The organism is Paenibacillus sp. 22594 (assembly GCF_052044425.1).
Lineage (GTDB): Bacteria > Bacillota > Bacilli > Paenibacillales > Paenibacillaceae > Paenibacillus_AQ.
Window position 1 is genome coordinate 131,132 of record NZ_JBQENA010000010.1, and the last position, 23,791, is coordinate 154,922.

The window sequence follows — 23,791 nt, forward strand, 5'->3', positions numbered from 1 at the left end:
ACCAGTAACTGGAATTGAATAATTTTCTTGTTACAATCGATTGAACTTTTGAATGCGCAACCAAAGGACTAACTTGAAGCTGAAGATGCGCTGGCCGCCGATGCGGCGGCAGCGGCGGCAATAGCAGTCTGCTGCGCGATGACAATGTTGGTGATGCTGGTGGTCAGCGTCGTGGTCACCACACCGTTTTTAGCCTCTTCTACATATTTGAAAGCTACCATAGCAGCCGACAGCAGGAGCAGTTCCTGCTTCGTAATGGACCAACTGCCGAAGCCCTTTTGGGTGCGCAGAAACTCATAGGTCTCCGAGACATCATTCACGATCTCCCCCTGGGTGCAGGGCAGCAGCGATAATACGCCAAGAGAGGATAGGGTATATTCTTTATCCAGCCGGAGTCCTCTTGCGCGAAACGCCTCGCGCAGGGCAAGTACGTGGGCCGCTGTTTCCGAGGCATCTTCCCCAAGAACCAGCACCTGCGTCAGTGCCTGTACGCTGTTTCCGGACAGAAACTCGGGTTTCAGCACAGCATATAGCTGTTCCATCCGTTCTACTCCGCTCTCCACATCGATACCAGAGAGGCCAAGCATGGCAGCGAAGATATAGTCGTCACGACCCGTAAGGAAAGGGTGTCTGGACTTCATGCGGTCATAGAACGCTTTTGCCCGTTCCACTGTGCTTTGATATTGATCTGAAGTTGTATTCACAGCGATCTGATAGGCGGCCACGACAAGATAGTCAGAGGCTCTGAATTTGGCATCCTTGAGCATTTCATAGACAGCCAATGTGTCTGTGAGCTGCCGTTCTTGTTCAGCAGATAGGGAGAGCAGGGCGGCAATGCTGATTGCGGTAGTGCCTCTAAATGTAGAAAAACTTCCGGTATGTTCCTTAATCAATTCATAGCTGGCACGAATCGCGTCACTGTCGGCTATTTTGTTCTCGGCAGTATACAGCAGTGCCGCCAGGCGGTTAACCTGCGCATTTTTCCAGGCAAATCCTTTTTTGATCCGCTGTGCATTCTCAGCAAATAATTCAAGCTTGGCCGAATAGGGTTCTTTCATCGGATACACTCCTTATCTAGACCGTATTTAGTTTCATATGCTCTCTTACGTATGTTCATTCTCTGCCGTTCCTGTTCAGACCTGCGTGACTTTCATCAAATTTTCAGATTGGACCATTATACTGCTTCTATATATCCAGGCATGTGATAAATACAACACTGGCACTGCCGCTAGGGAGGTTGTCCATGGTCAAGGGAATTCAACGAACATTGTATGTCATGCTGGCTCTTTTTATAAGCCTGTTTATCGCTTCCTCCTTTTTTCTCCGGGCGGAGTACAACTATTTTGCATACGGCGACACGCCGGTTCTGGAACGGCAGAAGCTGCTTATGTTCATTGTGCTGATCTTAGTCGTCCTTGCTGCAAGCATCGTTCTGTATAGAATGTGCCTGAAGCTCGATAAGTACCGTCCGAGGATTGTCATTCCGCTCACGCTGCTTTTTTCTTGTGCCATCCAAATCGTGATCATCTTCCTGTTCACCCGCTTGCCCACGGATGATTCCCAGACGGTGCTCTCACTGGCTATGGATATGCTGTACCGGAACGATTATTCTTCCTTTGAGACAAGCGGCTATCTGCATATGTTTCCGTTCCAATTCTCCATCGTGCTGTATTTGAAGACACTGCTGTACCTGTTTCCGGATAATTATCTGGTGATCAAGGGTTTCAATATCCTGTTTTCACTGGTTACTACACTAATGATCTACTTGCTGTACAAAGAGTTCAACATGAAGTCCAAGCGTAATGACTATGGAGTCCTGGTGTTTGCCGCCACTTACATCCCCTCATTGTTCATGAGTAATCTCATCTATAACGACGTGATTGCCACCGCTTTTCTGACCAGCGCATTCTATTTTGCAATACGATTCATAAGAACTCATTCACTGAGGGATATCCTCTTCGCAGCTATTCTGCTGGCAGTAGGGAACTATTTCCGGAGTATTGGCGTTATTTTTCTGATTACGGTGCTGCTAACCCTTCTGTTTCACATGCAGACCCTGGGGCTCAAAAAACTCATCATCGCAGCAGGCATCACAGTTGTATTCTTCAATGTTCCGGGTTGGACGCAAAATGCTGTGCTGCAGGCAACACATGTTGTGGAAGAACCGGTCAATACCAACTCAGCGCCTGTCTACATGTGGCTGAATATGGGCATCAATCTGGAGACGTTCGGCTTCTGGGATAACCGGGAGAGCTACCGCATTTACCAGCAGGATGCAGGCTATAACAAGGCGGAAAGTACGGAGCTGTTCAAGCAATCCATCGCGAATAAGTTCTCTGCGGCCACGGCGGGCGAGTTAGTGAATATGTATTATAAAAAGCTGATATGGACCTGGACCGAAGGCACGTATCAGATGGAGCGGTATGGGATAGGCAATGACGGCTCGTCCAGCAATGGCGGAAGAATGGGCTTTGTCATGGACCGCTATGTATATACTACATTTGCATCGGACTGGTTCAAGGGAGATTCGGATGCTAGAAGAGGAATGATCTGGATGATGTATGTCCTGAATATGGTGATGTATGCTGGAATTCTTGTTCGGTTGATCGGCGGAATAAAGGCTGGACGGTATACCGAAACCCCTCTGATTCTGGTGATTCTGGGGTTCATCGGATTCTATCTGTTGTGGGAGATCAAGTCCCGCTATATTTATCCGGTGTATCCGCTGCTGATTATATTTTCCTACATGGGATTCAAGGACGTATACGACTATATATTCAGAAAGAAGGTGTCATAGGGATGCGGAGCAAGAGAGCCTATATATCAGTGCTGCTTCTAATGCTTAGCTGTTCCATGGTGCTTGTCTCCTGTGACACCATTACCGCCCAACAAATCCCGAGTACCGACTCCGGTTCAAGGATGAACGTATTCCCGGGAATGAACGGCGGCAAGAACTTTAATGGTGGGGGCCGGGGGAACGGCGGCTTTCCTGGCATGAATGGCGGGACGCAAAGAAACGGCGGTCAAGGGACGGACGGCGGATCGACGGGCGGATCGACGGGCGGATCAACCAGCGGATCAACGGGTACCAAGTGAACGTGTTTCTTCCACTTTCTGAGCTTTGCCCGGAAGCTGGTGAAGGGTGCCACCGAATTGATGTGAATCCATCTTGCCATCGGCCAGTTCTCTTTGCTGCCGGTCCAATGCCGGATGCCCTGCGTAAAAAGCTCTTCTTCCGTTAAAGTGCCCACCCAGTCTAACCACTGCTGTTCCATCTGCCGGAATAAGTCCCGCAACTCGGGAAGGGAATATTCGGCGTATGTTCTGTAAAAAGACTGGTACAGTCCGCCAAGCTGGTTCCATTTGTAGCCCGGGGAGGGCATACTCACGGCCCGGCCTTCCTGTTCATCCTTATCCCAGCCCATAACAAGCTGAAGCCAGCCTATCTGGTAGGCGATGACCTCGGCAGGCGTTTTATCTACTTCCGGTATTCTCACATCTTTCTGGCTGTTATCGATGTCCTCGAATTCTGCATCCAGAATGATATATTTAGTGTGAATGGCCTCTAGTAGATCCTCCTTGGACAAATACTCATAGCTTGCCATAGTTTTCGCACCTCGTTTTTGTTTTTGTTATATCATAGAGCAGTGACAGCAGTATGTCATATTTATCCTATTGGTATGGATTAATACATAACCCGGTTACCTCCGCGATGGGAGAGTAGCCGGGTTTTCTGTGTGCTTTCTTTTGGCATTTAGATAGTTTGGGAGTGTGTGTATCGAGTTGAATTGAGGAGTTGAGAAATTGAGAGGAATTGGGGAATTGAGGGGATTGCAGCCGCTCTTAGTGGAAAAAGTATCACTAATTGAACTCATTGGATTCGTGGAGGACTCTTAGTTGGAAAAAGTCTCACTAATTCTGCTGAAACCAGCCGAAAGGTGGAAATCGTCTAGAATTAGGTGTCCAAAATCCAACTAATCCCCTTTGTAGTCGCGATTTCAGGGAATTAGGTTTACTTTTTCCACTTCGCTTCAGATCATATAGCATGAAAATATTGGTATCTTAAACCAATGTCATATTATAATAGTTTCCAAAAGCAGGATTTTTGTAGCAGAGGAGCCTAATATAATGAGTGACTTTTCTAAACTTCAAAAAAAACGATATGCAGATTGGTTGAAGCAAAAAACCAAATCAAACGGTGAATTGTACTCAAAAAATACGGTGGGCTCATATGTTTCTTCATTATCGACGGCGCCAGCAAGACTTGCAGGCATTGAGCTGGAAACTACCGATATATTCGAGGTCACTTCGGTTGATCGATTTCATAAGATGAGGCTCCTGATGGAAGGGGCCGGGAACTTCGAGCAAGTGAACAAAAAGGCCGCGAATAGAGCCTTTCAGTACACGCTTGTGCACTACGAAGAGTTTCTTCGTGAGCAGGAGAGTGAAGTCTATGTACCGGGCGATGTCTCTATAGAAGAATCAACACCAGCTCAGGAAGCAGATTATATCGATAAAAATATCATTCTATACGGTCCACCTGGAACTGGGAAAACCTATAATACAGTGGCCTATGCCGTTGCTATCATTGAGAACAAGACTGTAGAAACCGTGCTCGAAGAGGCCGAATTTGGTAACTACGAGGCCATACTAACACGCTATCGCGTCTACAAAGAGAATGGGCAAATCGAATTTACAACCTTTCATCAATCATATGGATACGAGGAATTTATCGAAGGAATTAAGCCCAAGATACTGCCGGATAGTGATACGGAACAGAGTAACGATCAGATTGCTTACGAGATCAAGGCAGGAGTCTTCAAGCAGTTCTGTGAAAGAGCGCAGACCCCTGTGATTCAAGACCATAATGCTTATGGGATTCGGCAGAACCCGACAATCTGGAAGGTTTCACTGGGAGGCTCAGGGGAGAACTCGGTCAAGCGGGACTGCTTCAATCATAATAGAATACGCATCGGCTGGGATTCCTATGGGGAGAGAATTACAGAGGAGACTGATTTTCAGGACTATGGGGGCAAGACCATTCTGTCACGCTTCATCAGCGAAATGGTAATCGGTGATATTGTGTTGGTACTGCTTGATGAGCAAACCATTGATGCGATTGGTGTTGTAACCGGTGAATATGAGTGGCTGGATGCAATGGATGACTACAAAAGATCCCGCAACGTGAAGTGGCTGGCCAAGGATATCCGTGAGAACATTTATGAGCTTAACGGGAACAAGGTGATGACATTAGGGTCTGTATATCGACTGAACAGGATTGTTCTGGCAGACGTCCTGAATATGATGAAGAAACAGAATGAAGTGCTGAACACAGCTATTGAGGTGAACAGTAATAACTACGTGTTCATTATTGATGAGATTAATCGTGGCAATATCTCCAAGATTTTTGGAGAGTTAATTACATTAATTGAATCCACGAAGCGGATCGGACAAATGGAAGAAATTAGATTGCGCCTGCCTTATTCGCAGAGGGATTTCGGAGTTCCGAGTAATGTCTATATTATGGCGACTATGAATACGGCTGACCGCTCAATTGCCCGATTGGATACTGCTCTGCGCCGCCGATTTCATTTTGTGGAGATGATGCCAAGGCCGGAAATGTTGCAGGAAATGGAGACGGATGAAGGAACGATTGTGCTTTCTGACATGTTGGACAGGATCAATCAGCGGATAGAGTTCTTGTATGACCGGGAGCATATGCTTGGGCATGCTTATTTTATGGCGTTGGATGCTGACTCGTCGTTGGAGCAGTTGGGCCGTATTTTCCGTAATGCAATCATCCCTTTGCTGCAGGAGTATTTCTATGAGGATTATGATAAGATCCGTCTGGTATTGGGAGACAATTACAAAAGTAAAGAAGACCAGTTTATCCAAGAAAAGGTACTGAATGCGAACGAACTGTTTGGTAATTCAGGCGGCTATGATATGGAGAATGAGGTGATTTATATGATGAATGAAGAGGCCTTCACCCGTGCTGCGGCGTATCTCAAGATTTACAGTAACGTGTGACAACGATGAAGATGAAATATACGCTTAAAGAATATGATTCTTTTACCAAAAATCCAAATATAACATCTGCAAGCTATCAGGTGCTTCCTGAGTCTGTCTTCGATCAACTAGAGGAATTCGTGATATCGAACCGTCAGGTGTCAGCTACTGAGACAGAAGCTACAGAATTAATGACAGTAACAAGTAAACGGGGAATCGGTAAAGTCATCAGCGCCCGCAACTATGTGGGGATGATCACCATGACGAACGGGACGGAAATAGAGATTCTACCCAAGATTTATTCCCGCACCGACGCAAGCTCCGAAGAGGACACCAAGAAGATATTTCTGCATATGCTGAAGTTCCTTAAGGACATGCCTTTTAAGCACTTTAATCTCTCGAACCTGAATCTGGAGAAGCACAGCATTCTGGAGATTTTCATTCGAATGTTCATTGAGGAGGCTTATGAGCTGGTCAAGCGTGGCCTGAAGTCTGCGTACACCGGGCATCAGGATAACGAATATTTCTATAAAGGAAAACTTCAGTTCTCTGAACATATTCGCTTAAATGCGGCGCACAAGGAACGCTTCTATATCGAATACGACATCTTCAGTATTAATCGACCTGAGAACCGTCTAATCAAAACAACAATAGAGCTTTTGAGGAAAATCTGTTCCAGCACAAAGAACCAAAAGGATTTAAATACCTTGTTGGCTGCTTTTGATGCCGTAGATCTATCCTTAGATCATGCTCAGGATTTCGCCAAGGTGACTTCCGACCGGAATATGAGTGAATACGTGAAGATCCTGCAGTGGTGCAAAGTGTTCCTCAATCGAAGCAGCTATACTCCTTTCAAGGGGAGCGGGGTGGCCTACGCGTTATTATTCCCGATGGAGAAGGTATTTGAGAGTTATGTTGCCGGACAACTAAGAGGAGTTTTGAAGTATCCTGGTACCTCGCTAAAGACACAGGATCGCCGTCATCATCTGTATGACGATCCATGCCGGTTCTCGCTACGCCCTGATATTGTTGTGGGCAGCGGTGAAGGCACAGTAGTTCTGGATACCAAATGGAAACGGTTATCTCCTTTCAGAGACTACGGCATCTCTCAATCCGACATGTACCAAGCTTATACGTATCATAGCAAATACAACGCCCGTGCTGTGATTCTCGTCTACCCGTGGACAACTGAATTATCCGATATTACAGCGCCCATCGTTTACCGGAGCAATGACGGAGTTACGGTTCGAATCTACTTCATAGATTTGACCTTGGGAAGCGGCAGTATAGGGGAATTGGGTGCTCTAATTGAGGAGATCAGTGTATAATATAGGAGATATTATCGAATGAAGAATGATTATGGAATAGAATGGAGCAAGATGCATGCTAACAGGCGAAGTCCGCAACAAGGTTGATAAAATATGGTCGGATATATGGGCAGGCGGGATCAGTAACCCCCTTACCGTGATTGAACAGCTTACCTATCTGATGTTTATTCGTTCTCTGGATGAGAAGGAATTGGAGAATGAGAGCTTCGAAGCTTTGAGCGGCGAGAAGCTGCCGAAGATTTTCCCCGAGGACGAAGAGGGACAAGAGCTGCGCTGGAGCAAGTTCAAAACCAAAGATGCCCGTATCATCTATGATACTGTCGGCACGAAGGTATTTCCTTTTATCAAAACCATGAATGGAGCGAACACGACGGCCTTCTCGCGTTATATGCAGGATGCCATGTTCCTGGTTCCAACCCCGCAAGTATTGCAGAAGATGATCACAGGTCTGGATGAGCTATATGAACATGATATCAAGAACCTGGATATGCAAGGCGATCTGTACGAGTACATGCTGGGCAAGCTGGCTTCGGCTGGACAAAACGGCCAGTTCAGAACACCCAAGCATATTCGTGACTTAATGGTACGCCTGCTTGCGCCTACACCGAGTGACAAGATCGTTGACCCGGCTTGCGGTACAGCGGGTTTTCTTGTCTCTTCTGCCGAATATATTCGCGAAAAATATGAAGCTGAGATGACCAGCGAGCATTGGGAGCATTTCTCGGGTGAAATGTTCTCCGGTTATGATACCGACAGAACGATGCTCCGCCTGTCTGCGATGAACTTGATGCTCCATTCCATCAGCCAGCCGCATATCGATTATGTGGACAGTGTGTCCAGACAAAACAATACGGCCTCCGCCTATGATATTGTGCTCGCCAACCCACCTTTCACTGGAACGGTGGACGCGGAGAGTATCAACGATAACTTAAGAACAATTACAGATACCAAAAAAACGGAGCTGTTGTTCGTGGCCCTCTTCCTGCGCATTCTTCGCAAAGGCGGACGTTGTGCGTGTATCGTGCCGGACGGCGTTCTGTTTGGTTCGACCAAAGCGCATAAATCCCTTCGCAAAGAGCTGGTAGAGAATCATCAGCTTCAGGCGGTAATCTCCATGCCAAGTGGTGTGTTCAAACCTTATGCTGGGGTCAGCACAGCGATTCTGTTGTTCACCAAGACAGGCGCTGGCGGTACGGATAAAGTATGGTTTTATGATATGAAAGCCGACGGTTATTCACTGGACGACAAACGTTCTCCTATCACGGCTAACGATATCCCGGATATCATTGCCCGTTATCATAACCTCGAAGGTGAAGCGGATCGCTTGCCGACAGAGCCTAGCTTCCTGGTAGACAAGTCTGCGATTGAAGCGAATGACTATGACCTGTCGATTAATAGATATAAAGAGGTAGTGTATGAAAAGGTAGAGTATGACAAGCCTGAAGTGATTATGACTCGTCTGGATGAGTTGAGCCTTGATATTTCTTCGAAGATGGAGGAGTTGAGGGGGTTGTTGGGTGAGTAAAATGAAACTAGGCAATATTTGTAGTATTCGAAAGGGTACTAAAATTGAACAAATTGATGCGGGCGTTGATACGGAACGATATATTCAAATTGATGATCTGAGAAATGACGATAACTTAAAATACTGCGCGGCAAATAAGAAATATGTTTTTGCAAAACCTGATGACATTATTATTGCTTGGGATGGAGCGAACGCAGGAACAATTGGTTTTGGCCTAAACGGGGCAATAGGTAGTACTTTAGCGGTCATTAGTTTAAATAATAACAACTTTGATACTAGGTATATAGGACAGTTATTACGAAGTAAATTTATATATTTAAGAGATAACTCTACAGGTGCAACCATTCCTCATATAAACAGAAAGTCACTTGAGAATATACAAATTCCAGTAAAGCCTCTCGCTACACAAAGAAAAAATGCAAATATATTAGCTTTAACTGCAGAACTGCTTGCCATGCGTAAAAAGCAGCTTTCTGAGCTGGATAACCTAATTAAATCCACCTTTTACAATATGTTTGGTGATCCTGTTGCTAACGTGAAGGGGTGGAAGGTAAGAAGAATGGTTGAGGTATGTAGTAAAATTACAGACGGAAAACATGGTGATTGTGAGGATGAAGTAGCATCAGGTTATTATTTTATAAGTGCTAAAGATATTAATAACGGAACAATACAATATATCAAATCACGTGAAATTACAAAAGCCGATTTTGAGGATACAAATAAACGAACCAAGTTGAATCCTGGCGATTTAGTAGTGGTTAATACTGGAGCTACAATAGGTAAAACAGCAATTGTAACAGATGATGATCGAACGTACAGAACTACTTTTCAAAAAAGTGTTGCGATTATTCAAGTTATACCCTCCGAATTGTCAAACCAATATTTGCAGTACCATATAATTATTGACAGAGATAATATTTATAAATCAGCATCTGGCTCTGCACAAAAAAACTGGTTACTATCTCAAATGAGAAATTATTCAGTTCTTCTCCCACCAATACAGTTGCAAATCCAGTTCACTAAAATTACAGCCAAAATCGAAGAACAAAAAGCCCTCGTCAAACAGGCCATCGACGAGACGCAGCACCTCTTCGACAGCCTGATGAGCGAATATTTCGAATAACGAGCGGATTGTAACAGCTGCTCTTGTACATCGCATCTCTACCACCATCCTACCCGTGAGGTGAACCCAATGCCTGCAAATTTTGAGTTCTTACTAGGGCAACCGGAATATAAGTTATTTGCCAATGCCTGCATCGAAGCGGAGCGGGTGCTTGCCACCTCTCCGGCGATGGCGGCGGTGGGCAGCCGCAAGGCTTTTGAGCTTGCAGTGAAATGGGTGTACGCTGCCGACAACACCATCACCATGCCCTATAAGGACAATTTGCAGGCGCTCATTCACGAGCCCACCTTCAAATTCGCCATGGAGAACCAGACTTGGGGGAAGCTGCCTTATATCATCAAGCTGGGGAATATGGCAGTACATACAGACAAAGCGGTCAGCCCTAGTGATGCCGTTTTGTCGCTTGCTGCATTATTTGAATTCGTACAGTGGCTTGATTATTGCTACGGTGTCAACTATGAAGAACGCCATTTCGCAGAGGGGAATATTCCTGTAGAGAAGGTAGTTCTGGATGAAGCCCGCATCAAGGAGAAAGACAGCTTAATCGAGCAAAAGGAATCTGAAATCGAAGCGCTGCGTGCCCAGATTGCGGCAATGAGTGACCGGCTTACTGCCGACAAAGAACAGCATCAGGAAGAGCGCCACTTTACGCCGGAGGATATCTCGGAGTTCCGCACGCGCAAGAAATACATAGATGTGGATCTTAAGCTGCTGGGCTGGACACTCGGGGATGATGTAAGAGAAGAAGTCGAATTGTACGGGATGCCCAATAATGAGGGAAAAGGATATGCCGACTATGTGCTGTACGGCAAGGACGGCCTTCCACTGGCGATCATTGAAGCCAAACGCACCTCTAAAGACCCGAAGGTTGGCACCCATCAAGCCAAGCTGTATGCCGATTGCCTGGAGCAAATGACTGGTAGACGCCCCATGATGTTCACCTCCAATGGCTTCGAAACCAATCTATGGGATGACGTTACCTCTCCACAGCGTAAGGTGAGCGGCGTGTTCTCCAAGTCGGATCTGCAGAAGCTGATGAATCGGCGGAAGGAACGCAAAGTTTTAGACGAAGTGGTCATTGACGATAACATCACAGACCGTTACTACCAGAAGGAAGCGATACGTGCGGTTTGCGAGAATATCATGACGGGTCATAGACGTTCCTTGCTGGTTATGGCTACGGGCACCGGGAAGACAAGAACCGCTTCCAGTCTGACCGATGTGTTATCCCGCGGGGGATATGTGACCAATATCCTGTTTCTGGCCGACCGCAAGGCCTTGGTCAAACAGGCAAAGGACGACTTCAAGAACTATCTACCGGATATGTCTCTCTGTAATCTGCTCAGCAATAAGGATGACAAGACGGCCCGTATTGTGTTCTCCACTTATCCAACGATGTTGAATGCCATCGACAGAGCGAAGAGTGATGACGGCAAGCGGCTCTTCACACCTGCCCACTTTGACTTGATCATTGTGGATGAAGCGCACCGGAGTATCTTTAAGAAATTCCGCGCTATTTTTGAATACTTTGACGGCTATGTGGTGGGGCTGACTGCAACTCCGAAGACGGAAGTGGACCGCAATACGTATGACTTTTTCGAAATGGAGAGTGGCGTACCGACCTATGCCTATCCTTATGAGACGGCTGTAGAGATGGACCGTGTGCTGGTGCCTTATCATAATATTGAAGTGACGACGAAGGTTCTGGAACAGGGCATCACCTATAATACGTTGTCTGCGGAGGATAAGGCGCGCTATGAGGAGGATTTTACCGAGGAAGATGGTGAGATGCCTGAATTTATCCCTTCCCCGGCCATCAATGAATTTATATTTAACCAGGCTACGGTGGATCAGGTCCTTGAGAATTTAATGACCCAGGGCATCAAGGTATCAGGCGGGGACCGGCTGGGCAAAACGATTATATTCGCGCAGAATAAAAACCACGCCCAGTACATCGTGGAACGCTTCAACAAGCTATATCCGCACTATAAAGGGGATTTTGCCAAACGGATTGTATCGGAGGATGATTACACGCAAAGTCTGATTGATGACTTCAAGCTTGCGAACAAAAGTCCTTATATTGCCGTTTCGGTAGATATGCTGGATACAGGGATAGATGTGCCGGAAATCGTCAATCTGGTGTTTTTCAAGCGGATTCGTTCTAAGACCAAGTTCTGGCAAATGATTGGCCGCGGGACAAGACTGTGTAAGGATCTGTTTGGAGAAGGAGAGGACAAGACTCGTTTTGTCATTTTTGATTATCTGGGCAACTTCGAATTCTTCCGTCAGAATAAGGAGGGTTTGCAGGGGAATGAAGCCTACAGCTTGTCCGAAGCGATCTTTGCAAAGCGGGTCCGGTTAATCCAGCATTTACAGCAGTCCGTCTTCATAGATGAACCCTATCAATTGATTCGTACAGAGCTGATAGAGAGCGTAATCGGGCAAATTCAGGCCCTAAATACCGAATTGGCATCGGTGAAGCTGCAATTACAGCATATAGAGAAGTATAAGCATCAAGCGGCTTTTGTCTGTCTGCTGGAACAGGATCAATCCAATCTGATCAAATATGTGGCTCCTATTGTTTACATGGAGGATGCGGATGAGCACGCTAAACGTTTTGATAATTTGATGTACAGCTTAATGCTTGCCCAGGCCGAGGAATCGCCGCAATACAAAAAGTCGAAGAAACAGCTGATTGATGTAGCTACGACCCTGTTGCAGCGTGCAACCATTCCGCAGGTTAGAGACAAGATTACGCTGATCCAGACAATAGGAACGGATGAGTTCTGGGATAGCGCGAATCTGCTGAATTTCGAACAAGTCCGTAAAGAGCTGCGCAGTCTGATTAAATTCATTGTGGATGAAGGCGGCAAGAATCCGATTTATACCAACCTTGCTGATGAGGTTCTTGAAGTTCACGAAGGAAAAGCCATGTATGAGGCCTATACTTTCGAGGATTATAAGCTTAAGGTTAACCGCTATATCGAGAAGAACCGGGACAATCTTGTCATTCACAAGCTCCGCAATAATATCCCGTTAACGGTGCTGGACTATGAAGCCTTGGAGAAGATCTTTACAGGCGAGCTTGGTACGGCGGAGGACTATAAGCGGGAGTTCAAGGATACTCCATTCGGGCTGCTGGTGCGCAAAATTGCCAAGCTGGAATATGAGGCAGCCACGGCTGCATTCTCAGAATTCATCAATGACCAGTCGCTGAGTCAGGGACAGATCGTATTTGTCAAAAAGGTTATCGATTACGTTGTGCAGAATGGTTATATTGACAATGTATCCGAGCTGATTAAGCCGCCTTTTGACAAACCCCAGAGCTTTGTTAAGCTGTTTGATGGAACGAAGCAGAGAAGACTTGTAGAGATGGTTACACAGATTAAAGAGAATGCGGTCAAGATTATCGGGTGACACTGAGTTAATACCTAACAGAGGAGTGAGCCGTGTGGACTATTCTGAAATCCTGCGTAAAAAAGCCTTGTACGAGCAGACCAAAGATACACTCCCGGATGTAACCGTCAACAGTTATGTACAGGCGTTTGAGCTGGAATATACGCATAACTCCACAGCGATTGAAGGCAATACCCTTACTCTTCTAGAAACCAAGGTAGTACTGGAGGAAGGGCTGTCTGTAGGCGGCAAGCAACTGCGGGAAATTTACGAGGTCATTAACCATAACAAAGCCTATCAGCATGTAAAGGCCTGTATCGAACAGGGGCTTCTGCTGGATGAGAACATCATCAAGGACATTCATGCCATTCTGATGGAGAACATTATGGTGGGTGGCATCTACCGCAATGTTGAGGTGTATATCTCTGGAGCAGCGCATACACCACCTGTACCTAATGAGATGTACCGTCAGGTGCACAACTTTTATGCTGATGTGTCTGATAAAAAGTCCACTAACGTTATTGAGCTTGCGGCGTGGACGCATGCGGAATTTGTGCGTATCCATCCGTTTGCGGATGGGAATGGGAGAACCTCGCGGCTGATTATGAACTACCAGTTGCTGGCGAATGGTTTTTTACCCATCTCGATAGCCAAAGAAAGCAGACTGGATTATTTTAATGCACTGGAAGCCTACGCCGTACATCGCGATCTGGAGCCATTTGCTGACATGATCGCCTTGCTCGAGGAACAGCAATTGGACCGATACCTGGGGATGATCGAGAGGCAAAGAGAGCAGCAGTAGAGTTTCTACAGTACATACTTGAAGCATTTACCCCGACACGTGCGGATTTCCTGAAGAAATATCAAAAGTGTGAGAGAACATGCCGAACCGTTTAATCAGGTGCTCAGAAGCTGATGAAATGTGACCGGCGTGTTTTTTTGTTTTCCAGCGGAGGGGGCGTGTGATAAATTAGGGCAGAAGGGAGGAAAAGTATGTTTGTGATTGAAGCGGGAAAGGGAAGGCGAAGTTGGATTTCTGGTATTTTTGAGGATGATGATCGGGTCTATTTTAACTTGTACTACATCACCCAAGACTTCGAACCCAAAATTCCAGGAAGTGACTATATGGGGGCCAATAAGCATCTTCATATTGATAACAGCTTCTTAAATTCCTACGCAACCTATGGAAAAGACTTATTAGTAAGAAATCATATGGCTTGAACGAAGGGAGCATCAAATGTCCGAGAACATCATAAGGCTGATCCCTGAGGAGAACTATACATTGATACCGGCTGCGCACATGATTCAGAATCTGAGAAGTCTTCTGGATGACCACGCGATCACTTACGATATTCATGTCTTTGATTCCAGAGATGGAAAGACGGTTAGGGTTCAAATTAACAGTGGTATGGGCTAGGTATTAGTATTTATTTTGAACGGAGGATACAAGTGGGTCAAAGGGCAAATCTCGTCATTGTCAGGAATCGAACTTATGAGTTGTATTATAGCCATTGGTGTGCGAATACGCTGCCACGTGACCTGTTCTGGGGGCCGGAGTATGCTACCCCATTTATTGCAATGCAGACTAAGGTAGATGAATCCGGGTGGCTCAATGATATATGGGCTGAAGGCGGTGCGGTTCTTGATGTAGACAAGAAGAAATTGTTACTCTACGGGGGTGAAGATATAAGGTTTGACATTCCGCTTCGAAATCTATATTTACAGCTTTTGGGGAAGACGTGGGCGGGTTGGGAAGTGGAATGGGCTTCCGGCGGCATTGCCGATATTGCCTCTTATGTAGGCTACCCCAAGGAAAAGGTGCTAACCGATCATGAGGATGATTTAAAAGATATAAGTTTAGCACCTCCTGAATATCGGGACTGGGTTGAAACCATAGCCAGTGTAAGCTTCTCTGCAAATGAAATGCTAATGTTCCCCTTAGGGGGAGGGATTGATGAGTATTTATTTCATGGCCCTGAAATGGTCCAGAAGATCAATAAAGCATATGGCTATCCCAAGCTTACGCTTAGCGAATGGAAGAAAGACTTTCCTCTGGGTGGCTTCCATCTGGATATTCCGCAGAAACGATTGGAATTTTGGCATGCTGATGTGATTTCCGACTTATCCAGGCAGCTTCAGAGTACATGGCCCGGCTGGGATGTCATTGAGAACTATAGTGATTATGAATCACAGCTCCGGAGCACTCACGGGTTGCTGCAGTTCCAATCTGTCCATGAACAGCAGTTATTAGACGAACTAACGATACATCTGTTGAATGAATCAACGAGTCCATTAAATGGGCTGCTCTATATGGCTGAAAAGATGGCTGAGGAAGGCAAGGAGGTGGAGATCAATCCAAGTGCTTTGATATTTCACAATCAGCCCTTAACCCAGGAGTTAAAGGCAGAGATACTTGCTTCCGTACTAAAAGGCCTATCCTCATAAACCGTGTGATACTCTGCAACCACGAGTTTCCCGTCCTCAACCGTAAAGGTAAGGCTCTCTTCCGTTTGGTAATGGGCTGGCTCGCTGGTTTGGGTGAGGTAAGTGATGCGGGCGGTGTGGCCCTCAATGTGAATTTTGTAATCGACTACCCAAGGGCTGGACGCGCCGATGTTGTAATTCCAGTCCTGGCCGCTTCTTGCGATTTGCTCTTGCTTGAATTGCTCCTTCATGGCGGCCGACATCATCTCGTAGCGGGGGTGACCGTCACGGGAGACGAGGGCATTCGCCCAGACGGAAGCAAGCTTGCCCGGCTGATCCACTGAACCTTCCTGCTTGCCGGCCGGGTTGGCGGTAAACCCTACCATGAAGACCAGTGATACCACACAGGCTGCGGCAACCGCTCCAACCTTTGGCTTTTTATAGTTCAGGATATTATTAATTCTGGCATGAATGCTGCTCTCGCCAAAAGCAAGCGGACTGCCGGACAGCGGACGCCCCCGTTTTACGGAAAATGCCAGCAGCGAGCGGGAATAACCGGCTTTTGCCCCATTACCCAGTTTGCGCAGCACACTTTCGTCGCAGGACATCTCCATATCCTTGCTCATCAACATGAAAGAGATCCACATCAGCGGATTGAACCAGTGAAGAGTAAGCACCAGGAACGCAAACGGCTTAATCAGATAATCCCGTCTACGGATATGCGTCAGCTCATGCTCCAGGATATAAGTCAGTTCGTTGTCCCTGAGGCCAACTGGAATCACGATTCTGGGCCGGATGAAGCCATAGACAAAAGGTGTAGTGACCCGATCCGATTCAAAAACATATCCATCCACAAGCGTAGCCGTTCTCACTCTGTCCAAGAGTTTAAGGTAGGAAATTACACTGTAGCCCAGCAGCAGCACGATGCCAATCAGCCAGACTATGGCGGCAAGCTCCATAATGATTTGCATGGAATTCACACTTCCGGAAGGGGTGGCAGGGGGCAGCGAAGCATTAACTACTTGGTTGACGATATCGGTCCCGATGTTGACCATAGGGGTATTCATTAGGCCGATCTGACCTGAGACATATTCCATCGCTCCGCTTCCCGTCTGAACATTAGGTACCAGAAAGCTTAGGAGGCTGAGGCCGGAACTATAGCTAAAAGGGAGTATCAGCCTTATGAGCACAGCCGCCCATAATACATAGGAAAAGGTTTTGGGGGCTTTACGCAAAAACAGGCGGACGATGATCACGGCCACGGCGACATAACTGGCGGTAATGCTCATATTCAGGATGGCGGTGAACCATGCGATCATTGGGTTGCCTCCTCAATGATGCGTTTGAGCTGCTCTGCTTCTGTGGGGGTGATCCGGCGGTTGCCCAAGAAAGCGGTTAGGAACTTCGGCAATGAGCCGTCAAAGGCTTTGTCGAGCAGGGCTTCACTCTCATATCTTTGGGCATCCCCGCGTTTGATCAGGGCTGTCACTATAGTCTTTTCATTTTGCAGAACCCCGCGTTCACACAGCTTCCTTAGCACGGTATAGGTCGTGGATTTTTTCCAGCCTAATTCGCCTTGGCACAGCTTCACCAGTTCAGTTGAATTCACCGGTTCGTGCTCCCAAATGAGTGATACAAATTTATATTCCGCATCAAACAGTTTATACGGCTCCATTTCCTCTCACCTCAAGCCTTAAGTTTATTGCAATAGACCTTTGACTAGGAGTTTATTGGAGTAGACCTGATTTGTCAAGGGTGGAGGGCTCCGGGGTGGGGTGATTAGATGCTGCCGGATAACCGATAAAGACTATATGAAGCCCAAGCGGCTTCTGTACTTTGAATGAAGTAATGGAGGAAATGAAGAATGAGAAGGTTGATGAAGTTACTGCTGGTCCTTTTATTGCTTGTACCACTACTAAGCAGGCCAGCGTCTGCCGGCAATACTGCCCAGGCTGTGCTGACAGACAGCAAGACATACTTTAATGGAGAGGAACAGTCACTGTACGGCTTCAACATAGCGGGCAGCAATTATTACAGTCTGCGGGATATTGCGAAGCAATTATCGGGAACAGCCAGTAAGTTCGATGTGACTTGGAACAAACAGCAGAACGCAGTAGAGATTATAACAGGACAAGCCTATACGCCTGAAGCGTCACCCAACAGCACCTATTACAGCCGCAGTAAAAAATACATAGCCTCACTCTCCACGTCCAAGATCCTGGTCGATGGAAAGCAGCAACAGATTACAGCCTATACGATAGACGGCAGTAATTATTTTCAATTAAGAGATTTGTCGGGCAAGATTCCATTTGATATTGAATACGATAACCAAGCCAATCAAATATCGGTATTCTCGAAGCTTCCTGACAACGCTTATCGGGTGAAGACAGCGTTTGGGGCCAAGGATAACGGAGAAACTTCTGATTTCCCGAGATGGAAAAGTCCGGTCACCTCCTACCTGGTCAATAATCAGGATCAGACGGTGAGTGTCATAGAGGCGAATAAAGAGATTACGATTGAAACCTATAATGAGAAATATGAGTTGATTGCCAGCAACAAGCTGGATTACGAGCTTCCGCTGTTCGGGGGTTTTTATAGCGGCGGGAAATATAACTATATCGTTTTTGGGCAAGAGAATACGGAGGAGAACAACGATAAAGAAGTGATTCGTATTGTCCGGTATGATAAAAGCTTCAACCGGATCGACAGTGTCTCTGTTAAAGGCGGGGAGAGCTATACGATAGAACCTTTTGAAGCAGGTTCCGGCCGGATGGCAGAGTATGGAGATACCCTGGTGCTACACACTGCACGTAAAAGATACACCACACCCGATGGATTAAATCATCAATCCCAGCTTACGATTATGGTAAATACCTCAACCATGAAGGTGACCAATGATCTGGGGAGATTCCAGAAAAATCATGTCAGCCATTCCTTCGATCAATATGTGTTGTTCGACGGCAGTGCTCAGGTACTTGTGGATCATGGGGACGCCTATCCCCGCTCGGTCGTGCTGAGTAAAGGGGACGGGAACAGCTACAGTAAGGTGGATTTGTTTGCAATTCCGGGTGCGATTGGAGCGAATGCTACCGGTGTTTCTATCGGCGGATTTGAAATGTCTTCGGGCAGTTATATCGTCGCCATGAACAGTGTGGACCATTCAGCTGTTACGGAATATACCTCATATGAGATGGTAGGTCTGGAAACAGACCAGCGGGATATCCTGCTTAGTGTGCTGCCCAAGTCCAGTATGTCCAGCGCTTCTGTCCAGCACATCACTTTGGCTAAGTATGTTGGAACAGACAAGATCGCATCCATTCCTAAATTAGTTAAAATCTCGGATGACAGGCTGATGGTGCTGTGGCAGGAATTCGATAAGAAAGGGAATCCTGGCGACCTGAAATATGTATATATTGATGAAAGCGGGCAGGCCACAGGAGGCGTTCAGACCCTCGCGCATTTCGCCTTATCGGAGACCAATCCTATTCTGGTTGGTGATAAAATTGTGTGGTATATCAACAACAAGGGCAGCCGGTTGTTTTATTCTATTCCGTTGAAATAATGTGGGAGGCGCTTGATATTAAAATCGGCATTCAAACTGATCAAAGTTTGAATGCCGATTTCTATTATGCTGATATTAATCACTATACTTTTTTAGATAATAATCATCAAAAGGTACAAAGGTGTTATTTTCTATTTTTATGAAATGATTCTCCTCTAAGGCTTGAATTCTTTGAATATCAGCTGTTGTGGCTTTCGTAATAATATTTTTTATCCCAAAATCCATGTAAAAATGATCAGTTACTATTTGTAGAATCCCGGAAAAAATGGCCCGATCCTCAAAGGATGAAATCATGTCAATTCTTAGAATGCCTGATTGGCATACACCATCCAGAAACCTTGTTGTATTAGGGATAGGTGCTATTTCAATGGTTCCAATTATTTTATGCAGCTGTTTGTAACGGACACTCCATCGAATAAAAAATCCGGCGTCGAATTCTTTATTCCATGCATTAATCGCTTGTCTAACATGATCTATACTGGGACAATCCCATTCGCCACCACAATTATCATTATTCATATGACCTTTCGTTATCGGGTCGGAATAACATTCAAAAAGTTCTTTTGCATCTTCTTCTTTAACTTTTGTGAATACTAAATGATCGGTTTCATAGATTGGACAATGTTCAAATGGATTCATAATATTCATCCCCTTGATTCACCTTCCCCATTAATGTAGATCCTTAGCATAGAACACTTGTTTGTAATTTTCAATTAAAAAATACATTTTTCCCATATTGTTCACACTGCAAAGAAATTGGAAGGAGTGTTTCGTCTGCTTCGTAAGCGGCAGCTTTTCCAAGAGCGCACATTGAAGGAACCGGGTTTTGAGAGTCTTTTAGGGAAGGATGATGTTCTTTCGTTCTGGTTCATCGTCCAAGGATGAAATCGTACGGGAACAACGGCAGAAATGCCGTTGTTGAAGCCCCAGGGGCGGGTTTGAGGTGGAATAACGGCAGAAATGCCGTTGTTGAAGTCCCAGGGGCGGGTTTGCGGTGGAATAACGGCAGAAATGCCGTTGTTGAAGCCCCAGGGGCGGGTTTGCAGAGGAATAACGGCAGAAATGCCGTTGTTGAAGCCCCAAGAGGCGTTTTCGTTCCTGCCCCAGTCTTCCTACTTCGTAAGCTCAATGAACTTGCTCGCCGCCGTCGTTAGCGGCATGTTGCGCATCGTCATCATGCCCACCTGGGCAGGGGGCAGCTGCACGTCGAGCTTAATCTCGAAAAGAGAGCCTTCTTCCAGCTCCTTGGACACGAATTCACGGGTGACGAAGGAGATGCCGAGCCCTTTGCGGGCGAATTCGATCAACAGGCCAACGCTGCCGACCTCAAATTCAGGCTTCAGATCATAGCCGTACCCCTGGAACAAGTCCGTGATCGCCATTCGTGCCCGGCTGCTGCGGGAGAAGAGGATGATGGGATACTGAAGCAGCTCCTTGATAGAGAGTACCCTCTGGTTCAACTCGGCATAATGGCAGCCCGCGATGAAGCAGTCCTGCAGTTGTAGCCCCTGCCGCACCTCAAGCTGGGGATCGGTGATGGGCATGCGAACCACGCCCAGATCAACGAGCCCTTCTTTTAAGTAGGAGATGACTTCCGGTGTGGTTCCGTGGATCAGATGCAGCCGGATGCCGGGGTAGCGCTGATGAAAGATTTCGATGAAGGGCAGCAGATAATGCTTGAACAGGGAGTCGCTGCCGCCAATCCGCAGCTCTCCATTGTCGAGGTTTTTGAGCTCGGTCATCTTCTTCTCCGCCTGGGTGATCAGGATGTGCGACTGCTCAATATACGAGTACAGGGTGGCTCCTTCCGGTGTCAGGGCGACACCTTTGGAATTCCGGGTAAACAGGGTCAGGCCAAAGCTGTCCTCCAATTGCTTAATGGCATGGCTGACGCTCGGCTGGGTAATATACAGGGATTTGGCGGCTTGGGTCAGGCTTCCGGTTTTGGCTGCCCAGTAAAAAACCTTGTACAGTTCAAAATTGTTCATAGACATGGTCTATAGCTCCTGTGAAATATATTAATTACTTGTATAGGTCGTATTTGTATTATAGTGTAACCAGGAAAGATAAACCAGAGCAGAAGGAGAATGGAGATGGAGGCAACCACATTTGTTTTGTTTGGAGCGACAGGAGATTTAGCCAGAAGAAAAATCTACCCTGCGCTGTATAATCTGTATCTCGATCACAAGCTGCACCATTCATTCTCTGTGATTGGTCTTGGCAGAAGAGAAGTGGCTGATGAAGCCTTTCAGGCTATGGTGGAGCGGTCGATCCGGGACTTTTCCCGGCGGGAAGTAAATGATTCTGCGTCCGTACGCAGCTTCCTGAAGGCCTTCCGATATAATGTGCTGGATGTAGGGCACACAGAGGATTATCTCAAGCTCTTGCAGCGCGTTGAACAGCAGGAAGAGGGCATGGGGAAATCCCCTAACCGGATGTTCTATTTGTCCGTTGGTCCTGAGTTTTTTGAACCGATTGCCTTAAATATTAAAGAAAGTGGTCTGGGTGCCGCCAAAGGCTGGAAACGTCTCGTGATCGAGAAGCCCTTCGGCCATGATCTGCAGTCTGCGCAGGAGCTGAATTTGAAGCTGAGCGAAGCTTTTTCAGAGGATGAAATTTTCCGGATCGACCATTACCTCGGCAAACCGATGGTGCAGGAGCTGGATGTGTTCCAGCAGACGAATCCGGTGCTTCATGCACTGTGGAACAACCGCTACATCGCCAATGTGCAGATTACCGCAGCGGAAACTGTGGGCGTGGAGGAAAGAGCGGGCTATTACGATCATGTGGGTGCGCTCAGAGACATGTTCCAGAATCATATGCTTCAGCTGCTCATGATGCTGGCCATCCGTTTGCCGAAGGACAGCTCTGCCGAAGAAGTCCGCTTCAAGAAGAAAGAGGTTATGGAAGCTTTGGAGCCGCTGGAAGAAGCGGATGTCCAGTTCAATGTGATCCGTGGGCAGTACAGTGCAGGCTATATCCAGGGTAAACCAGCCCCAGGCTATACGTCTGAACCGGGAATTACAGCAGGATCTAAGAACGATACTTTTATTGCAGCCAGACTGCAGATCGATGATCCTTTCTGGAAGGGTGTTCCTTTCTATATCCGGACCGGGAAAAGAATGAAAGAGAAATCGACGCGTATTGTGATTGAGTTCAAAGAGCCCCTCAAGCAGAACTCGTCCGCCGCCGAGGATGATATCCCCAATCTTCTGGTGTTCGAGATCAGCCCGAACGAAGGCATTACCCTGCAGCTCAAGGCAAGAGATCCCCGGCACAAAGGGAAGTTCAAGGCGATGCACATTGACTTTCATACCAGCTCTATTGAAGTGCCGGAGGCTTATGAGAACCTGATTTATGATGCTTTGAATGGAGATCCATCGTTCTTTGCGCATTGGAATGAGGTGGAGCTGTCCTGGAAATGGGTGCAGCCGATCTTGAATGCCTTTGCAAAGAATAGCGTTCCTCTTTATCCGTATGCTGCGGGCACGTTCGGACCAGCTGAATCGGATCAGCTACTGGCCAAGGATGGACATCACTGGTGGCTCGATTCTGCAATTGAAGAAGAAATGGAATTGCCATTGCCTGATGCTTCAAATTTTTAATACAGTAATTAATTCAACTAAAAATGGAGGTTTATGAATATGAAATTTTTTATTGATACGGCAAATGTGGAAGACATCAAAAAAGCATACCAAATCGGTGTCCTGTCCGGTGTCACCACGAACCCATCCCTGGTCGCTAAAGAAGGCGTGAAATTCGAAGACCGCATTGCAGAAATCCTGCGCACTGTGCCTGAGGTGGAATCTGTATCGGCCGAAGTTACACCGGATGCCGTTACTGCAGAAGATATGATTGCACAGGCTAACGAGCTGATCAAGATCAACGATTATGATAAAAACATTACCATCAAGCTCCCGATGACACTCGCAGGTCTGGAAGCCTGCCGCTACCTCACCAAAAAAGGCGTAAAAACCAATGTAACCCTGATCTTCACTGTGAACCAGGCGCTGCTGGCTGCCCGTGCAGGAGCCACCTATGTATCACCATTCCTGGGCCGCCTGGATGATATTTCGGAGGATGGAGTCCAATTGATCGTGAAAGTCGCCGAGCTGTTCCGTATTCATAACTTAGGCGCGCAAATTATCGCCGCTTCGGTCCGCCATCCAGACCATGTGACTCGCGTAGCGATGGCTGGTGCACATATTGCCACCATTCCGTTCAGTGTCATTGAGCAAATCTCCAAGCATCCGCTGACCGATCAGGGGCTGGAGAAGTTCGCCGCCGACTGGAAAAAGGCTCCGCAGGTCTAATACGGTTAATAAAGTAATCAAAGAATGATTAAGGGGCTGAAGTGACGGAGGGGAAGTTTGGAACTGGAGGAGCGAAAGCGACCGCCTTTGTCTGCGGATTTCCACTGCGAA

20 protein-coding genes are annotated in these 23,791 nt (G+C 46.7%); 14 read left to right on the plus strand and 6 right to left on the minus strand.

Annotated features, from left to right (window positions below; translation table 11 throughout):
- Window positions 1-68: 68 nt before the first annotated feature.
- Window positions 69-1,058 carry a DUF4003 family protein gene (locus tag ACTJKB_RS25720; RefSeq protein ID WP_440837183.1) on the minus strand — a complete coding sequence of 330 codons (990 nt, stop codon included), beginning with the start codon at window positions 1,056-1,058 and terminating at the stop codon, window positions 69-71.
- Between the two features lie 185 nt (window positions 1,059-1,243).
- Between ACTJKB_RS25720 and ACTJKB_RS25725 the strand changes: the two genes are divergently transcribed.
- Both ACTJKB_RS25725 and ACTJKB_RS25730 read left to right on the plus strand, forming a co-directional pair.
- A complete protein-coding gene (locus tag ACTJKB_RS25725; RefSeq protein ID WP_440837184.1) occupies window positions 1,244-2,797 on the plus strand; it encodes a glycosyltransferase family 39 protein in 1,554 nt (517 codons plus the stop codon).
- Between the two features lie 2 nt (window positions 2,798-2,799).
- Window positions 2,800-3,096, plus strand: coding sequence for a hypothetical protein (locus ACTJKB_RS25730; protein ID WP_440837185.1), 297 nt, complete (start codon window positions 2,800-2,802; stop codon window positions 3,094-3,096).
- Here the strand turns inward: ACTJKB_RS25730 and ACTJKB_RS25735 are convergent.
- A complete protein-coding gene (locus ACTJKB_RS25735; RefSeq protein ID WP_440837186.1) occupies window positions 3,024-3,605 on the minus strand; it encodes a ClbS/DfsB family four-helix bundle protein in 582 nt (193 codons plus the stop codon). The genes ACTJKB_RS25730 and ACTJKB_RS25735 overlap by 73 nt on opposite strands.
- Window positions 3,606-4,128: 523 nt before the next feature.
- Between ACTJKB_RS25735 and ACTJKB_RS25740 the strand changes: the two genes are divergently transcribed.
- From ACTJKB_RS25740 to ACTJKB_RS25780, 9 genes are all read left to right on the plus strand, one after another.
- Complete coding sequence (locus ACTJKB_RS25740) at window positions 4,129-6,030, plus strand: AAA family ATPase (RefSeq protein ID WP_440837187.1); 1,902 nt, start codon at window positions 4,129-4,131, stop codon at window positions 6,028-6,030.
- Window positions 6,031-6,035: 5 nt separating this feature from the next.
- The gene (locus tag ACTJKB_RS25745) at window positions 6,036-7,337 is read left to right on the plus strand and encodes an McrC family protein (RefSeq protein WP_440837188.1); all 1,302 of its coding nucleotides are present in this window, start codon (window positions 6,036-6,038) and stop codon (window positions 7,335-7,337) included.
- 55 nt (window positions 7,338-7,392) lie between these two features.
- Window positions 7,393-8,862: a type I restriction-modification system subunit M gene (locus tag ACTJKB_RS25750; protein ID WP_440837189.1), complete on the plus strand. Its 1,470-nt coding sequence runs from the start codon at window positions 7,393-7,395 to the stop codon at window positions 8,860-8,862.
- Between the two features lies 1 nt (window position 8,863).
- Complete coding sequence (locus ACTJKB_RS25755) at window positions 8,864-9,985, plus strand: restriction endonuclease subunit S (protein WP_440837247.1); 1,122 nt, start codon at window positions 8,864-8,866, stop codon at window positions 9,983-9,985.
- 69 nt (window positions 9,986-10,054) lie between these two features.
- Window positions 10,055-13,402, plus strand: coding sequence for a DEAD/DEAH box helicase family protein (locus ACTJKB_RS25760; protein WP_440837190.1), 3,348 nt, complete (start codon window positions 10,055-10,057; stop codon window positions 13,400-13,402).
- A 34-nt stretch (window positions 13,403-13,436) separates the two neighbouring features.
- Window positions 13,437-14,183: a Fic family protein gene (locus ACTJKB_RS25765; protein ID WP_440837191.1), complete on the plus strand. Its 747-nt coding sequence runs from the start codon at window positions 13,437-13,439 to the stop codon at window positions 14,181-14,183.
- A 191-nt stretch (window positions 14,184-14,374) separates the two neighbouring features.
- A complete protein-coding gene (locus ACTJKB_RS25770; RefSeq protein ID WP_440837192.1) occupies window positions 14,375-14,602 on the plus strand; it encodes a hypothetical protein in 228 nt (75 codons plus the stop codon).
- Between the two features lie 16 nt (window positions 14,603-14,618).
- The gene (locus tag ACTJKB_RS25775) at window positions 14,619-14,798 is read left to right on the plus strand and encodes a hypothetical protein (RefSeq protein ID WP_440837193.1); all 180 of its coding nucleotides are present in this window, start codon (window positions 14,619-14,621) and stop codon (window positions 14,796-14,798) included.
- 32 nt (window positions 14,799-14,830) lie between these two features.
- Entirely contained in the window at window positions 14,831-15,826 is a 996-nt protein-coding gene (locus tag ACTJKB_RS25780) for a hypothetical protein (protein ID WP_440837194.1), read from the plus strand.
- On the opposite strand, the gene ACTJKB_RS25785 is transcribed toward ACTJKB_RS25780, so the two are convergent.
- Window positions 15,760-17,124 carry a M56 family metallopeptidase gene (locus ACTJKB_RS25785; RefSeq protein ID WP_440837195.1) on the minus strand — a complete coding sequence of 455 codons (1,365 nt, stop codon included), beginning with the start codon at window positions 17,122-17,124 and terminating at the stop codon, window positions 15,760-15,762. The two genes, ACTJKB_RS25780 and ACTJKB_RS25785, sit on opposite strands and share 67 nt — an antisense overlap.
- A complete protein-coding gene (locus ACTJKB_RS25790; RefSeq protein WP_440837196.1) occupies window positions 17,121-17,480 on the minus strand; it encodes a BlaI/MecI/CopY family transcriptional regulator in 360 nt (119 codons plus the stop codon). Before ACTJKB_RS25790 ends, ACTJKB_RS25785 begins: the two co-directional genes overlap by 4 nt.
- 189 nt (window positions 17,481-17,669) lie before the next feature.
- On the opposite strand from ACTJKB_RS25790, the gene ACTJKB_RS25795 reads away from it, so the two are divergent.
- Entirely contained in the window at window positions 17,670-19,367 is a 1,698-nt protein-coding gene (locus ACTJKB_RS25795) for a hypothetical protein (protein WP_440837197.1), read from the plus strand.
- A gap of 75 nt (window positions 19,368-19,442) precedes the next feature.
- Here ACTJKB_RS25795 and ACTJKB_RS25800 read toward each other — a convergent pair whose 3' ends face one another.
- The gene (locus ACTJKB_RS25800; RefSeq protein ID WP_440837198.1) at window positions 19,443-20,006 is read right to left on the minus strand and encodes a GNAT family N-acetyltransferase; all 564 of its coding nucleotides are present in this window, start codon (window positions 20,004-20,006) and stop codon (window positions 19,443-19,445) included.
- A gap of 473 nt (window positions 20,007-20,479) precedes the next feature.
- Window positions 20,480-21,361, minus strand: coding sequence for a LysR family transcriptional regulator (locus ACTJKB_RS25805; protein ID WP_440837199.1), 882 nt, complete (start codon window positions 21,359-21,361; stop codon window positions 20,480-20,482).
- A gap of 99 nt (window positions 21,362-21,460) precedes the next feature.
- Between ACTJKB_RS25805 and zwf the strand changes: the two genes are divergently transcribed.
- Window positions 21,461-22,972, plus strand: a complete 1,512-nt coding sequence (zwf, locus tag ACTJKB_RS25810) for a glucose-6-phosphate dehydrogenase (RefSeq protein ID WP_440837200.1) — start codon at window positions 21,461-21,463, stop codon at window positions 22,970-22,972.
- A gap of 39 nt (window positions 22,973-23,011) precedes the next feature.
- Complete coding sequence (gene fsa, locus ACTJKB_RS25815; protein ID WP_440837201.1) at window positions 23,012-23,680, plus strand: fructose-6-phosphate aldolase; 669 nt, start codon at window positions 23,012-23,014, stop codon at window positions 23,678-23,680.
- Window positions 23,681-23,791 lie beyond the last annotated feature (111 nt).